Here is a 14182-nt window from a genome sequence, read left to right on the forward strand (position 1 = left end):
CGCCTGCGGGAGCGGGTCGGTCAGTGATTCCGGTCCCGGGATTCCACTGCCCGCCGAGACGTACACCAATTATTTGCTCGATGTCAGCGGAATTTCCGCGGATGGTCAGTGACCCGGACCGGTGCACCCCGGCGGCACCAGCCGACCGGCCAGCAGATCCTCGATCCACCCCGTGGTCAGTGGAATGGACAGCACGCCGACGATGAAATGCTCCCCCGGGAACGGTTGCAACCGCACCCGGGCGCCCCGCGCGCACCAGTCGTCGAACAGATGCTGCGCGCCCGCGAACGGAACGAAGATCTCATCGACGCCGTGGAAGAGGAACACCGGTGCGGCCGGCGCGCTGCGGCCGGGGCGGTTCTCTTCCAGAATCCGCTGCACCGCAGGCAGTTTCAATGGATCCGGCACGACCGAGAGCTGGTCCACCCGCAGCGGCGCGATCAGCCCGAGCGCCGTCTCCTGCGAAATGCAGATATCGCGGAACATCCGCGCCAACCGCCACCCGTTGTCGTTGAACAGGCCCATCAGTTCCGGGTACTCGCGCGCCAGCCCGAGCACGGCCGCCAGCAGGACACCGGTACTCCAGTTGCCGTTCATGGCGGGCAGCAGCATCTGATAATCCGCCGGGGTTCCCCCGATTATCACGCCCGCCAACCGGATCTCCGGCGCGTAGGTCGGCGCGAGCTGCGCCGCCCAGCTGGTGGCGATCGAACCGCCCGAATAACTCGTCATCACCACCGGCGTCGCCGGCCCGAGCTCCGGCATGTTCGCGCGGGTCACGCCCCGGATGGAATCGAGCACGGCGTGCCCGCCCATCAGGCCCGCCGCGTATGCCTGCCGCGGGCCCTGATGGTCGGGAACGACCACCGCATAGCCCTTGGCCAGAATCAACCGGATCGCCACGACATCGGCCGACACAGCCCGCTTTAGTTCAGTGGAGGGCGCACAGGACTGCCCCAGTGAGGAGATCGGAAGGTTGTACGACACCAGCGGTCTCGGGCCCGATCCCTTCCACGCCTCGTTCGGCAGCAGCAGGGTGGTCACGATGGCGACCGGCTGATCGTGGGAGTCGTTGGACCGCACCAGCAGCTGGTGGGCGCGGGCGGCGGGAAACAGGCTGTCGGTGGTACGGGCCGCGAGCACGCTGCCCGGCGGGCGGGCCTCGAAACCGGGCCTGGGCGTAAAGAAGGGGTCGGTCGGCGGCGACGGCAGCACGCTGGCCGGATCGTGTGCCGGATTCAGCAGATCCGAGATGGGATTAGCGCGCGCATGCAGTGGGAGCAGCGCCGTCACCAGCGCCACCAGCATCCATATCCGTGTGAACCGGACAGCAGCCACGAGGAGAGATCGTCACACGCGGTCCGGTGCGCGGCCCGGATTTGCCTCGGCGCGGCGGTTCGGGTCCCGCGGGAAACGCGCACAACCGACAAATCGCCGCGTCGGTCTGACACCCTGTCCCAATGAGGTGGTCAATTGTCTTGGTCGCCGTGCTCGTACTGGCGGCCGGGTGTGCTGCGCGGCCATCGGATTCGCCGTGGCGCGAGGTATCGCTGCCGCAGCACGGGGCGCGGGTGCTGGAGTTCGCGCCGATCGCGGGCGGCGTGCTCGCCCTGGGCTCGATCCCGGCCGGCGACGGGCGTGCCCCGGCCGCCTGGTCCTCCCCCGACGGTACGCGCTGGACATCTGTCCCCGTCCGGCCCGACAGTCCGTACGGCGCACTGGCGGAACTGATTTCGGCGGGCACCGGCACGCACACCGTGGTGCTGGGTCAGGCTTTCGGTGGCGCGCACAGCAATCCGCGCATGACCATCTGGAGCGGCGACGGCCGCGGACTCACCGAACACACCCAGGCCATGGAGATGTTCGGCGGCCCGCACGCCATCGCGGTGACCGCGGCGGCCGCGCGCGGCGGCACCGATCTGCTGGTGGGCGGCTGGGATGGCGACAACGGCCGCTACGGCGCCGCGTACTGGACCTCCGCCGACGGCGCCGACTGGCAACGCCACGCGGACGATCCGGCGCTGTCGTCCGCACCCGGCGAACAGACCGGCGCGGCCGGGGTCGGCATCGGCGCGCAGGGCTTCGTCATCGTCGGGGAAACCTTGCGCGACAACATCCTTCGGCCACTGGTGTGGACCTCGCCCGACGGCCTCGGATGGCAGCGTCACGAGCTGCCCGGGGCGAATGCCGTCGCCGCGCGCGTCGGCTGCGGCAGTGCCGGCTGCACGGTGCTCGGCCAATCCATCGGCGCCGCACCGCGCGTGCTGTGCTGGCCGTCGGCCGAGGGCGACGCCGTGCCCGGTCCCGGCGCGTCAACGGTCGACGTGCTGCAGGTCCTGCCGACCGCGTCGCGCGTCCTGGGTCTCGTGGCGCTCGACCACGTGGTGCAGCTGGCGTCGATGACGCCGAATTGCTCTGAATGGCAACAGATTTCCCTGCCGGTGAGCGTTCCCGGCGCTCGCATGGTCGCGTTGCCCGCCGCCCTGCTGCTGGCCACCACCGAGGCCGACCGGAGCAGACTCTGGCTACATGCCCTGCCCTGACGGCAGGGCACCGGTCACCGCATCACCATGCGACGGGCAGCGACCGCACCCCGTACACCATGGCGTCGTACTTGAAATCGATCTCCTCGGTCGGCACGGTCAGGCGCAGCCCGGGCACCCGCCGGAACAGCGTCTGCAGCACCATGCCGAGCTCGATGCGCGCCAGCTGCAGACCGATGCACTGGTGCCGGCCCGAGCCGAAGGCCAAGTGCTGCGCGGCATTCGAGCGCGCCAGGTCCAGGGTGCCCGGCTCGGCGAAGACCTCCGGGTTCCAGTTCGCGGTGGCCAGGTCGAACACGATCGGGTCGCCCGCGCGGATCACCTCATCACCGACCTCGATGTCCCCGATGGCGACCCGCCGCAGCCCGGTGTCGACAATGGTCATGTAGCGGATCAGCTCGTCGACCGCATTGCCGAGCACCTGCGGGTCGTCGGTGTCGCGAATGATCGCCAGCTGCTCCGGCCGGTCGAGCAGCGCGATGACGGCCAGGGAGATCATGTTGGCAGTGGTCTCGTGCCCGGCGACCAGGATGCCGACCGTCTGCAGCGCGGCCTCCCACACCTGCAGCTCACCGTCGCGCACCAGTTCGGCGACATCGGAGAGCAGATCCTCGGCCGGGTTCTCGGTCTTGGCCTCGATCAGATTGTTGAGGTAGCCGAGCACCTCCAGCGTCGACTGCTGCTGCTCCTCGGCGGTGGCATTGCCGCCGAAGCCGAGTTCGGTGGCCTCCTGGAAGAACGCGTGGTCGTCGTAGGGGACGCCGAGCAGTTCGCAGATCATCAGCGACGGCACCGGCAGCGCCAGCGCCTTCATCAGGTCCGCCGAGTTGCCCTGCGCCAGCATGACGTCGATGGTCTCGTCGATGTGCTTCTGGATATTGGGCCGCATGGCCTCGAGCCGCTTGGGGGTGAACGGCTTGGCCAGCATGCGCCGGTAGCGGGCGTGCTCCTGGCCGTCGGTGTTGAACATGGTGCGCGGGCTCATCTCCGCGACCGTCTTCATCCCCTCGTGGATGTGCGGGTAGGAGGGGTGGTGGTTGTCGGCGCTGACACGGGCGTCGGCGAACAGCTCGCGCGCCTCGGTGTAACCCGTGATCAGCCACGGCTGCTTGCCCTCCCAGGTCCGGACCTTGGAGATCGGGCCGGCGGCGGCGAGTTCGCGGATCTCCGCGGCGGGCGCGAACGGGCAGCTCGCGGCGCGGCGACCGGGATAGAAGGTCGGCTCGGCGGGGGCCTCGGTGCTGGACTCAGACATGTTCGGGTCAATCCTCGATCTGGATGGCTTGCGCTGGGCAGAATTCGGCGGCCGCTCGCACGGCCGGGGCCTGCTCCGGCGCCGGATTCTCGTCGAGCAGCACGACGACACCGTCGTCATCGCGCTGGTCGAAGACTTGGTCGGCACGCAGCACACAGTGACCGGCTGCGATGCACTTCTCTTGACTGACAGCAACTCTCATGGCGTGTCCGGCAGCGAATCAGCCACGATCCGCGTCGGCGTCGCAGACGCGACGGACCTGCTCCCGGATCGCCTCGGTCACCCGGCCCATCAGGGCGTGACTGTTGCGGGTGGTGTCGTAGTTGACGTGAATGACGAGCCGCTCGGCGACGGTCCACACGGTCAGCTTCGGCGGCATGCCCTTGGCCATGCCGAACGCCTCATCGGCGACGAATTCGAGCCCGCCGGGGATCGAAGGCGTCTGTTCCACACCGAGATTCGCCATACCCAGCGTGGGCTGCGCACCGAATATCGCGGCGGTCTCCGGGTCGAATGCGCGCTGCGAGGCCCGCATGAACAGGGCGGGGAACCGGGCGTCGAGGGCGGCGCGCATGGCCACCTCGGTCGCCTTGGCCAGCTCGATCGGATCGGTGTCGGCGGCGGCGAAGACCGGGGTGGCCACCCCACCCGCACAATTGAGCAGCGTCGACTGCGGGATCGGCTCGGCGAGCGAGGCGCGCAGATCCACCGCGTGCCCGAACACCATCGGTACCGGCCCGGAATCCGCCTCGAGCTGGCTGCGCACCGCGACCATGGCCACGCCGGTGACCAGGCTATTGACCGAAACACCCTGCGCGCGTGCGACACCGAAGAAGGCCGCACTCTGCGCGGGGTCCACCTCGATGCGCTGGGTGGCGAACCGGCCCACCGGGTCGCCGACGCCGTCGCCGTCGCGGGGCAGCTCGAGTGGCGCGGGCACCGCGTCACCGGCGGCCGCGATACCGCGCAGCATCGCGACCAGCTCGTCGACCTCGGCCTCGGTGACACTGCCCGCCAGCAACGTATCGATGCCGTCGACCAGCGTGTTGTCCGAATTCGACGGCGGCAGTGGCGAACCCGCCAGCTGGGCGCCGTAGCGCTGCCACATGTCGTCGCGCAGTGCCAGCGCCGACCGTCCATCGCACATGCCGTGGTGCATGATCAGCACGATCTGGTCGAGACCACCCTCACGCAGCACATGAGCCTTGAAAAGGCCGGTGCTCCAGTCCTGTTCGATGTTGACCAGCCGCTGGTAGCCGTCGGGTCCCCACTCGGTGACCTCGAGCGGGGGCTGGTACTCCTCGCGAACACGGAAGACCGGCTCACCGCCGGGCTCGTTGATCATGACCGCGCGCAGCAGCGCGTGGTCGGCGGCCAATTCCGCCAGCACCCTGCGCATGACGTCGGGATCGATCTCACCGCGCACCGTGGTCGCGACGAACAGCGGCACACCGGCTTTCGGCACGTCACCCCAGCGAGCGTCGGGGTCGAAATGCTTGAACTCGAAGGACGATAGCGGTCGTTCACTACTCATAAAGCCCTGGCACTCCCCATTGTGAAACATGCCCTTCCGACCATACACACGACTGGGACAATCGTCAGGACTGTTGTCAGGAAACGGCTCCGGCTCCGAGTGCCCGAATGCCTTCCGGCACAAGAATGTTGCCTGGCCTGCCCAGATGCTACGGACGGACGAGATGGCCGGCCCGTGTGCTGAAGGCAAGGGCGCCAGCGCCTTCGAGTTGCGACGCTGAAGTGAAGCGCAGATCTTTCGGAACGATCGCCATCCGCTCGATGGCCGAAATCCCAGGGCACGTGCCGATTCGAGGGCTCGGTGGGCTGAACCGGACTCGCGGGGAAACCGCCCGGCGGCCCGGACGGTTCCGGGCACCAGGTGAGTGACGCACATCACTGCGCCGGGATGTCACCAGGCGAGGGTTCGGCGGCCACTTGTGTCGTCGAGTCGTCACCACCCCGAGTCACCGCAAACCCCTGGCATACACGGCGTGATCGACGAACTCTTGGCTTGGACCCACGCCCGGACCCCACTCCGCGAACCCGCCAGGGTCGCGTGACCGGACCCCGGGTCGCCGGCCCGTTCATCCTCTTCGCCCGCTCCTACATCCCCGGCCCCGACATCCTGTCGGGGCACTTCACCATGCCCGCGGTCACGCCGATCGGCTGACCGGTTCCAGCGGCCGATTCCTTTCTCCGGTGGCGGCGGTCTACCTGGTTGACAAATCGAGAAGGAGCGCTGATCGCCATGACCATTCCCACCACGATGCGGGCCCTGCGGCAGACCTCGCTGCGGGGCCCGCAGGACCTCCGTCTGATCACCGACGCGCCGGTACCGGTTCCCGGTCCGGACGAGGTACTGATCCGGGTCGCCGCCGCCGGCGTCAATTTCGCCGATATCTCCCAGGCCCACGGAACATTCCCGGGCGGACCGCGGCCCCCGTACACGGCGGGGTTCGAGGCCGCCGGTGAGGTCGTCGCGGCGGGAGACGAAGTGGCCGAGCTGCTTTCGGGGGACCGCGTCGTCGGCGTCGGGGCCGGAGCATTCGCCGAATACGCGGTGCTGCCCGCGGTCTCGGCCCTACCGATCCCGGCCGGATGGTCCCCCGAGCAGGCACTCGGGCTGGTCGTGAACTGGCCTACCGCGCTCGCCGCATTGAAACCGTTGGGCCGCATAGCCACTGGTGAGACGGTGCTGATTCACGCCGCAGCGGGCGCGACCGGCCGAGCGGCGGTCGCCATGGCCAAGCATTACGGTGCGACCGTCATCGCCACCGCCTCGCCGGGCAAGCATGAGATCGTGCGGGGACTCGGTGCCGACCACATGCTGGACTCACGGTCCGAGCACCTCGCCGCCGAGGTCCTGGAACTGACCGGCGGCGCCGGCGCCGACCTGGTGCTCGAATCCGCCGGTGGCGCGACCTTCACCGAGAGTCTCGCCGCGGCCAAACGGGTCACCGGACGGGTCGTCGTCTACGGCATGGCAGGGGGCGACACCGCCATCACCAACTGGGAGTTGGTGTACAGGCACCAGATTCACCTCATCGGCCTCAATATCGGCATGCTGATCCAGGCCGCACCCCACGTTTTCGGCGAGGTCATGGCCGAAATGTTCGCGCTCATCGCAGCGGGTGTCCTCGCCCCCACCAGACCCACCGCCCACGATCTCGCCGACGGGCCGAAGGTCCTCGCGGAAATGGAATCCCGCGCCACCATCGGCAAATTGGCCCTGCTGCCCTGACCAATCCGGATACCCGCTGACCTGGGTCTCGATTCCTTCGGACCGCCGTCCCGGTCGGTAATAGGCGAGGACCCGATCAGCGGGCACACGATCCGGAAAGAGAGCAGCCCATGACAAGCAGCCATTCTGCAGCCCGGCGGCAGCCTAAACTCGCCGCATGACGGCGCACCTGGCGGAGGCGGCCGATCGGAGCCGCTTCGCCGCCGACACCGAGCGATTCCGCCGGGAACTGCTGGCGCACTGCTACCGAATGGTCGGCTCGGCCCACGACGCCGAAGACCTGGTCCAGGAGACATACCTGCGTGCCTGGCGCTCCTATGCCGCCTTCGAGGGCCGCGCTTCGATGCGGACCTGGCTGTACAAGATCGCCACCAATGTCTGCCTGTCGGCGCTCGAGCCGCGCCGCATCCGAGTCCTGCCCTCGGGCCTGGGCGGTCCCGCCGACGAGTCCGAGGGAGAACCGAGTCGCGTTGCGCCGGGCGAGGTTTCGTGGCTCGAACCATGCCCCGGCGGCTGGATCGCTCCGGCCACGGACGATCCGGCCGCCGCGGTGGTCGCCCGCGAGTCACTCCGCCTGGCCCTCATCGCGAGCCTCCAGCATCTCCCCGCCCGCCAGCGCGCCATCCTCATCCTGCGCGAGGTCCTGTCCTTCTCCGCCGCCGAGACCGCCGAAATCCTCGGCACCACAACCGCGGCGGTCAAGAGCGGCCTGCAGCGCGCCCGCGTCCGCCTGAACGAATTGACCTCGGGCCCAGAGGAATTGCTCGAACCATCCGATGAGCGGGCGCGGGCGCTGCTCGACGGCTACATCGCCGCCTTCGAACACGCCGACGCCGCTCTCCTGCAGCAGGTGCTGCGCGCCGACGCGACGCTGGAAGCGACCCCGTTCCGCGATTGGCAGGCGGGCCGATTGAACTGCATCCGCATGCTCGACGCCTACGTGATGGGCCGGCCCGGCGACTGGCGGATGCTACCCACCACGGCCAACGGCCAGCCCGCCGCCTGCGAGTACCACCGGGACACCGATGGCGTGCTCCGCGGCCACGGCATCGTGGTCCTGGCTCCGACCGCCGCCGGTGTTCGCGGTGTCATCTCGTTCCACGACCCGGCGCTGGTGGCATTGTTCGGATTCCCCGAGGTGCTTGCGGAGTGAGTCGGTAGAAAAGGCTTCTCGCCGAGCGCTACTGCCGGGATTCTCGAATCCCTCACGGTGCAAATGCATTTCATGCTCGATGGGTAGATAAGGATACCCGCAATTCGAGCTGATAAACCATCGGCATAACTTTTGAATTGCGACAACGCAAACCGGGCAAACAACCCCTTGCCGACCAGCGTCGTTCGTGGCAACGTATACGAGGGTTTGGCTCAGTTCAACTCACGACGAGGAGTTTCGAAATGAGTAGCGAACTTACGTGCGATGCCTCACTCGAGAACGCCTTCGACTTTCTGCAGCTACAGCCCGAAAACTCCGCTGTGTTCGGCGCGGTCAATTCCCGGAAGCGGTCGCTGCATATCGTTCTCGCCGCTCCACCGTATTTCGACATACCACCGGTCGGCTACGGCGGTATCGAGGCTGTTGTCGCCACGCTGGCCGATGAGCTGGTCGATCAGGGCCACCGCGTCACGCTGCTCGGCGCCGGCCACGCCGGTACGAAGGCTCGATTCGTCCGGGTCTGGGACGAGATCCAATCCAAGCGGCTCGGCGAGCCGTACCCGGAGATCGTCAATGCCATGAAGACCTGGCAGATCATCGAGGCACTGCACGCCGAGGACCCGGTGGACGTCGTGCACGATCACACCTTCGCCGGCCCGGCCAACGCGGCCGCGTACCGGGGGCTCGGGATTCCCACCGTCGTCACCGTGCACGGTCCGGTCGACCCCGAGATGCACGAGTACTACCAATCGCTCGATCACAGTGTGCGGCTCGTGGCGATCAGTGACCGGCAGCGCGCGCTCGCGCCGGATCTGAACTGGATCGGCCGCGTGCACAACGCGATCCGCCCCTCGGAATGGCCATTCCGCACCGAAAAGCTCGACTACGCCCTGTTCCTGGGCCGCTACGCGCCCTACAAGGGACCCCACCTGGCGCTCCGCGCCGCACACTCCGCCGGTGTGCGCCTGGTGCTGGCGGGCAAGCTCAACGAGCCGCCCGAGCACGAGTTCTTCGACAACTACATCGAGCCGCTGCTCACCGAGAGCGACGATGTGTTCGGCGAGGCCGACGCGACCGCGAAACGCCATCTGCTCGCCGGCGCGCGCTGCCTTTTGTTCCCGATTCGGTGGGAAGAACCCTTCGGCATTGTCATGATCGAGGCCATGGTCTGTGGCACACCGGTGATCGCGCTGCGCGGCGGTGCGGTGGAAGAGGTCGTCGAACATGGCGTGACCGGATGGATCTGCGACGATCCCGACGAACTACCCGGATACATCGCCCGCGCCGATGAGATCGACCCCCACGCCTGCCGGGAGCGGGTCGAAAGGCTGTTCGCCACGGACCTGTTCGCGCAGGGCTACGAGGCGGCCTATCACCGGGCGATCGAGATGGCGGCGCAACGGGCGTCGCGAACCGCCGTCCGGGTGCGGGTACCCGCGGGAACCCCGATCCTCAGCAGCCAGGCGCCGGGCGGTCGCCCGTGAGCGTATTCAATGCCGGCCCACCCGTTCTCATCGAGGGTGGCGCCGGCGTGATCACCCTCGTCGAGGCCGGAACCTTCTGCCTGTCCGACCGACTCGGGGACATACACCCCGGCACCGCCCACGGTTTGTACTACCGGGACACGCGCATCCTGACCCGATGGGAGCTGCGCGTGGACGGTCTTCCGCCGGAACAGCTTTCGGTGGTCGTGCGCGAACCCTTCCGGGCGCGATTCGTGGCGCGCAAACCGCCACCGCACGGTGTCGCCGACGCGACGGTGCTGATCCAGCGCCGTCGCGTCGTGGGTGAGGGAATGCAGGAGATCATCAGCGTGCTCAATCTCGGCGACGAGGACACCGCCCTGACGGTGGTTCTCGATGCGGAGGCGGACTTCGCGGACCTGTTCGCGGTCAAGGAGGGCCGGGCGGGCGGTGGCGGCGGCGAGTCGGCCGCCACCGAGCAGGCGCTGCGCTTCACCGACCGCAGTCAGCAGGGGCGTGGCATCATCATCACCGCCGGCGAGGACCCCGAGGTGCAGCCCGGATCGCTGACCTGGCAGGTGCTGGTCCCCGCACACGGCAGCTGGCAGACGGTGGTGCACTGCCAGCCGATCAACGACCATCGGGCCGTCCCGATGAACTTCGACGACGACGTCGAATACAGCCCGGCGGACAAGATCCGCCGCTGGCGCGCCTCGACCACCACCCTCACCGCGAGCGGCGCCGGCCTCAACCTCATCCTGCAGCGCACCGAGACCGACCTCGGCGCGCTGCGCCTGGACGATCCCGCCGACGGCACCTCCTATGTGGCCGCCGGCGCGCCCTGGTTCATGGCCCTGTTCGGCCGCGACAGTCTGCTCACCTCGTGGATGGCGCTGCTGCTGGATTCGGACCTGGCCCTGGGAACACTGCGCCAGCTGGCGAAACTCCAAGGCACCGAGTCGAATCCGCTCACCGAGGAGGAGCCCGGCCGCATCATGCACGAGCGGCGCTACGGTCCCGGCAGTGATCGGGTGCTCGGCGGCACTGTCTACTACGGCACCGCCGACGCGACCCCCCTGTTCGTGATGCTGCTCGCCGAATGCCGTCGCTGGGGTATTGGCGCCGCGGCCGTACAGGAGTTGCTGCCGGCCGCCGACGCGGCGCTGGCCTGGATCGACAACGACGCCGACCTCGACGGCGACGGCTTCGTCGAGTACCGGCGCAAGACCGACCGCGGCCTCGCCAACCAGGGGTGGAAGGACAGCTGGGACGCGATCGGATTCGCCGACGGCCGCCTCGCCGAGCCGCCGATCGCCCTGTGTGAGGTGCAGGGCTACGTCTACGCGGCCCGGATCGGCCGCGCCGAACTGGCCGAGGAGCTGGGCGACCACGCCCTCGCCGAGCGGCTGCGCACGCAGGCCGCCGACCTCAAAGCCCGTTTCGACGAGACCTTCTGGATGCCGAAGAGCAGCTGCTATGCTCTGGCGCTGGACGGCTCGAAGCAGCCGGTCGATGTGGGATCGAGCAATCCCGGCCACTGCCTGTGGACCGGTATCGTGCCCGACGAACGCGCGGCCGAACTGATCGAGCGCCTGGGCGCGGCGGACCTGAACAGCGGATTCGGTTTGCGCACACTGTCTTCCACCGCGCGCCACTTCAATCCCATGGGCTATCACACCGGTTCGGTGTGGCCGCACGATACGGCCATCGCGGTGGCCGGTCTGATGCGCTACGGGCACATCCCCGGTGCACTGGACCTGAGTGTGAAACTCGCGAGCGGACTGCTCGAGGCCATCCTGGAATTCGGGGCCCGGCCGCCCGAACTGTTCTGCGGCTTCGCGCGCTCCGATTTCAGTTCCCCGGTGCCGTATCCCACCTCGTGCTCGCCGCAGGCGTGGGCGAGCGCGGCGCCCCTGCTGCTCATGCGGTCGTTCCTGGGGCTGATGCCCGACGTCCCCGGACGCACCCTCACCATCGCGCCGCGCCTGCCCGACCGGGCGGGCATCATCCGGCTCACGGACCTCCGCCTGGGTCCGGCGACCGTGTCCATCGAGGCGTGCGGCACCGACGCGAAAGTCCAGGGACTGCCACCGGATTGGCAGCTGAACCGGAGATAGCGACAGGCGGTGCCGGCCGATGCCACAGCGGAACGAAACGCTGATGACAATGCTTCCCAGGGCCTGCCCGGGCACCGAGTATGGCGATCGGATGCAGAACCGACCCCGGCTGGCCGAGACCATCGGCCGGGGGCTCGTCGGCGGCGCGTCGCTAGCGGCCGCGGCGAGTGTCGGCGACCGGCCGCCGACCCGGGCCGTGGGTACCGGTTGTTCACCGCCGCCGCGCTGGCGGCGACGGCTGTGACGACCTAGGTGTACCGATCTGAGAGGTTCGGAACCCGGCCGGCCGGCGGGTGACCGCCTGAGTGCGCTATGGCCGTTGAGGCGTCCGGAATGTCCCTGTGTTCGCTCGATCGCGGCCCCGACTATCGCTGTCGGCTCAGGCTAGCCGGTACGGCCTTCCCCGCGCGCGCACCCGACGCGGCCGCGCCGGCGAGCGACGGCAGATCGAGCTGATAATCGCCTGCGAGGTAAATCGATCCGAGCGGATTGCGCAACCTCCTCGGTGAAGAACCCGACCACTACGTACCGGCCGTACGCGATGTCGTTGAAGGCGACGCGGTACCGCTGCGGGAGGTCCAGAATGATCCGCTCGGCAATGTCGCCGGGCGCGGTCACGATCGCGCGCTCGGCCCGAATCCTCGCCCGGGAGAAGATCCGGCAGATGGTTGATTTCCTCGGCGGGCTGTGACCATGAAAAAGGGCGGTTTTGGTGGAAACTGCTCCGAAACCGCCCGTAGGCCTACTGACTGTGTCCGGAGGGGGACTTGAACCCCCACGCCCTAATACGGGCACTAGCACCTCAAGCTAGCGCGTCTGCCATTCCGCCACCCGGACCGGTGATGCTCAGCAAGGTTATCGGATCGGACCGCCTGGACCAAATCGGTCGATGTCCTGCGGGTTCACCCAGGATTCGGAGGCGGTGGGAGTGGTTGCCGCCGGGCCGGTTCGCGACCCGGCAGGCCACCCCCCCCGATCTCAAGCCTTCAGCGCCTCCAGCAGCGCGGCACGCTGCCGGGAGCCCAGGCCGCCGATACGGCGGTCGGCGGGGATCTCGGCCTCGTCCATCAGCTTGGCCGCCTTGACCGGGCCGATGCCCGGGAGCGCCTTGATGACCGCCGCCACCTTCGTCTTCTTGACCAGGTCTTCCTTGTCCGCGCGCTTGAGCACCTCGGCGAGGCTGACCGACCCCTTCTTGACCTGCGCGATGAGTTCCGAGCGGGCCTTACGAACCGCCGCGGCCTTCGCCAGCGCCTCGGAGCGTTGTTCGGGGGTCATGGTGGGCAGAGCCATATGTCCTTACCTTTCACTCGTTCGCTGGTACGTCGCCGACGATTCAACATGACACCGGGCCCTCCGCAAGTACGACACACCGCGTGGACGTGGCCGCCACGTCGATCGACCGGCGAAATCAGTACACCGGGCACCGGTCGGACGCCCGGAAAGATGCCGGTCATGCGACCAGGAGTTTGCTGGATCGCGGAGCTGGCAAATCCGGGACGCAGAAAGTGGCATCGGTACTACGGTAACCCCGAATATCACCGGGCACCGGCGGAAGGCGGGGCAGATGACGGGGTCGTTTTCGTACGCCGAGCCGGGCACGACCGAACCAACGCTGGCGGACCGATACGACAGCGCAGACCCCGTGGCCTGGAACGGAGCGCAGGTCTACCCCCTGCACTCGGAGGGTCTCGGCGGCTCCCCCGCCGCGGTCCGGCTGACGCTGCGCAGCGCCGCCCCGCGCCCCGGCGTGCGCAGCCTGGGCATCGGGCTCGCCGTGGAGCGCGGACATGTGTTGCTGGAAGGCCGCCGGCTCAGGGGGGTTGACGTCTGGAGTGATGCCATGTCGGGCGGCATCGAGTTACAGGTGTGCCCTGCCGAGACCGATGCCGCCATCACCCTCACCCCTGTCTGGGTGGACGACACCGAGGCCACTGTCTCCTGGACGGGTAACTACGGCATGCTCATCGCCCGCGAACCCGCCATGACGGTCCTGCACTGCAGCACCGGCGTCGGCCCGCCCGACTTCGGCGAACTGGTCGTGGAACTCACCATCGGCCCCACCCCGCCCACCGATGCCGGCCGCTACCAGAACGCGCTCTACGAGCTGGGCGTGGCCATGCAGCGCCGCGGCGACGAGGAGCAGGCCTGTGAACTATGGACGCAGGCAGCCGAATTCGGTCATCCGGGCGCCGCCTACGACCTCGGCGTCTTCCGCTATCGCCGGGGCGATTTCACCGAGGCCGAGCACTGGTGGCGCGCCGCCGCGACCCAGGGTGACCCCCGGGCCATGGCCGGTCTCGCCGAACTCCTCAGTCGCCGCGGCAATCCCGATGAAGCCAGGGCGTGGCGGGCGGCCAGTACCGCGGACGATCAGTACCCGTGACGCACGTGG

The 14182-nt window shown here is 68.5% G+C and carries 12 protein-coding genes, 1 tRNA gene and 1 pseudogene; 7 read left to right on the forward strand and 7 right to left on the reverse strand.

What is annotated here, in order from left to right; all coding sequences use genetic code 11:
• Positions 1-105: 105 nt before the first annotated feature.
• Positions 106-1338 (reverse strand): lipase family protein, encoded by a 1233-nt coding sequence (locus AB0L60_RS10530; RefSeq protein ID WP_364610459.1) that lies wholly within the window; start codon positions 1336-1338, stop codon positions 106-108.
• Between the two features lie 122 nt (positions 1339-1460).
• Between AB0L60_RS10530 and AB0L60_RS10535 the strand changes: the two genes are divergently transcribed.
• Positions 1461-2543: a hypothetical protein gene (locus AB0L60_RS10535; RefSeq protein ID WP_364610462.1), complete on the forward strand. Its 1083-nt coding sequence runs from the start codon at positions 1461-1463 to the stop codon at positions 2541-2543.
• 22 nt (positions 2544-2565) lie between these two features.
• Here AB0L60_RS10535 and AB0L60_RS10540 read toward each other — a convergent pair whose 3' ends face one another.
• The 3 genes from AB0L60_RS10540 to AB0L60_RS10550 are packed head-to-tail and all read right to left on the reverse strand — an operon-like array spanning position 2566 to position 5332.
• Positions 2566-3810: a cytochrome P450 gene (locus AB0L60_RS10540; protein ID WP_364610882.1), complete on the reverse strand. Its 1245-nt coding sequence runs from the start codon at positions 3808-3810 to the stop codon at positions 2566-2568.
• Positions 3806-4000 carry a ferredoxin gene (locus AB0L60_RS10545; RefSeq protein WP_364610465.1) on the reverse strand — a complete coding sequence of 65 codons (195 nt, stop codon included), beginning with the start codon at positions 3998-4000 and terminating at the stop codon, positions 3806-3808. The genes AB0L60_RS10540 and AB0L60_RS10545 overlap by 5 nt, the downstream gene beginning before the upstream one ends.
• An 18-nt stretch (positions 4001-4018) precedes the next feature.
• Entirely contained in the window at positions 4019-5332 is a 1314-nt protein-coding gene (locus tag AB0L60_RS10550; RefSeq protein ID WP_364610468.1) for a hypothetical protein, read from the reverse strand.
• 729 nt (positions 5333-6061) lie between these two features.
• Here AB0L60_RS10550 and AB0L60_RS10555 point away from each other — a divergent pair.
• From AB0L60_RS10555 to AB0L60_RS10575, 5 genes are all read left to right on the forward strand, one after another.
• Positions 6062-7054 carry an NADPH:quinone oxidoreductase family protein gene (locus AB0L60_RS10555; protein ID WP_364610471.1) on the forward strand — a complete coding sequence of 331 codons (993 nt, stop codon included), beginning with the start codon at positions 6062-6064 and terminating at the stop codon, positions 7052-7054.
• A 157-nt stretch (positions 7055-7211) separates the two neighbouring features.
• Positions 7212-8207, forward strand: a complete 996-nt coding sequence (locus tag AB0L60_RS10560) for a sigma-70 family RNA polymerase sigma factor (protein ID WP_364610474.1) — start codon at positions 7212-7214, stop codon at positions 8205-8207.
• 242 nt (positions 8208-8449) lie between these two features.
• A complete protein-coding gene (locus AB0L60_RS10565) occupies positions 8450-9691 on the forward strand; it encodes a glycosyltransferase family 4 protein (RefSeq protein ID WP_364610477.1) in 1242 nt (413 codons plus the stop codon).
• Positions 9688-11787, forward strand: a complete 2100-nt coding sequence (locus AB0L60_RS10570) for a glycogen debranching N-terminal domain-containing protein (RefSeq protein WP_364610480.1) — start codon at positions 9688-9690, stop codon at positions 11785-11787. The genes AB0L60_RS10565 and AB0L60_RS10570 overlap by 4 nt, the downstream gene beginning before the upstream one ends.
• A 91-nt stretch (positions 11788-11878) precedes the next feature.
• Positions 11879-12031, forward strand: a complete 153-nt coding sequence (locus tag AB0L60_RS10575; RefSeq protein WP_364610483.1) for a hypothetical protein — start codon at positions 11879-11881, stop codon at positions 12029-12031.
• Between the two features lie 121 nt (positions 12032-12152).
• On the opposite strand, the pseudogene AB0L60_RS10580 reads toward AB0L60_RS10575, so the two are convergent.
• The 3 genes and pseudogenes from AB0L60_RS10580 to mihF all read right to left on the reverse strand — a co-directional run.
• Positions 12153-12429, reverse strand: a pseudogene (locus tag AB0L60_RS10580) (hypothetical protein); the annotation flags it as partial.
• A 110-nt stretch (positions 12430-12539) separates the two neighbouring features.
• Positions 12540-12624: transfer RNA gene (locus AB0L60_RS10585), tRNA-Leu, on the reverse strand.
• 141 nt (positions 12625-12765) lie between these two features.
• The gene (mihF, locus tag AB0L60_RS10590; protein ID WP_354832585.1) at positions 12766-13080 is read right to left on the reverse strand and encodes an integration host factor, actinobacterial type; all 315 of its coding nucleotides are present in this window, start codon (positions 13078-13080) and stop codon (positions 12766-12768) included.
• A gap of 274 nt (positions 13081-13354) precedes the next feature.
• On the opposite strand from mihF, the gene AB0L60_RS10595 reads away from it, so the two are divergent.
• Positions 13355-14173 (forward strand): hypothetical protein, encoded by an 819-nt coding sequence (locus tag AB0L60_RS10595; protein WP_364610487.1) that lies wholly within the window; start codon positions 13355-13357, stop codon positions 14171-14173.
• The last annotated feature ends 9 nt before the right edge of the window (positions 14174-14182 follow it).

Origin of the sequence: Nocardia sp. NPDC051981, from assembly GCF_040680715.1 — a bacterium.
Classification (GTDB): Bacteria; Actinomycetota; Actinomycetes; order Mycobacteriales; family Mycobacteriaceae; genus Nocardia.

Coding starts and splice junctions, on each gene's coding strand:
- AB0L60_RS10535 (WP_364610462.1), top strand. CDS start 1,461: ATGAGGTGGTCAATTGTCTTGGTCGCCGTGCTCGTACTGGCGGCCGGG.
- AB0L60_RS10545 (WP_364610465.1), bottom strand. CDS start 4,000: ATGAGAGTTGCTGTCAGTCAAGAGAAGTGCATCGCAGCCGGTCACTGT.
- AB0L60_RS10550 (WP_364610468.1), bottom strand. CDS start 5,332: ATGAGTAGTGAACGACCGCTATCGTCCTTCGAGTTCAAGCATTTCGAC.
- AB0L60_RS10555 (WP_364610471.1), top strand. CDS start 6,062: ATGACCATTCCCACCACGATGCGGGCCCTGCGGCAGACCTCGCTGCGG.
- AB0L60_RS10560 (WP_364610474.1), top strand. CDS start 7,212: ATGACGGCGCACCTGGCGGAGGCGGCCGATCGGAGCCGCTTCGCCGCC.
- AB0L60_RS10565 (WP_364610477.1), top strand. CDS start 8,450: ATGAGTAGCGAACTTACGTGCGATGCCTCACTCGAGAACGCCTTCGAC.
- AB0L60_RS10575 (WP_364610483.1), top strand. CDS start 11,879: ATGCAGAACCGACCCCGGCTGGCCGAGACCATCGGCCGGGGGCTCGTC.
- mihF (WP_354832585.1), bottom strand. CDS start 13,080: ATGGCTCTGCCCACCATGACCCCCGAACAACGCTCCGAGGCGCTGGCG.
- AB0L60_RS10595 (WP_364610487.1), top strand. CDS start 13,355: ATGACGGGGTCGTTTTCGTACGCCGAGCCGGGCACGACCGAACCAACG.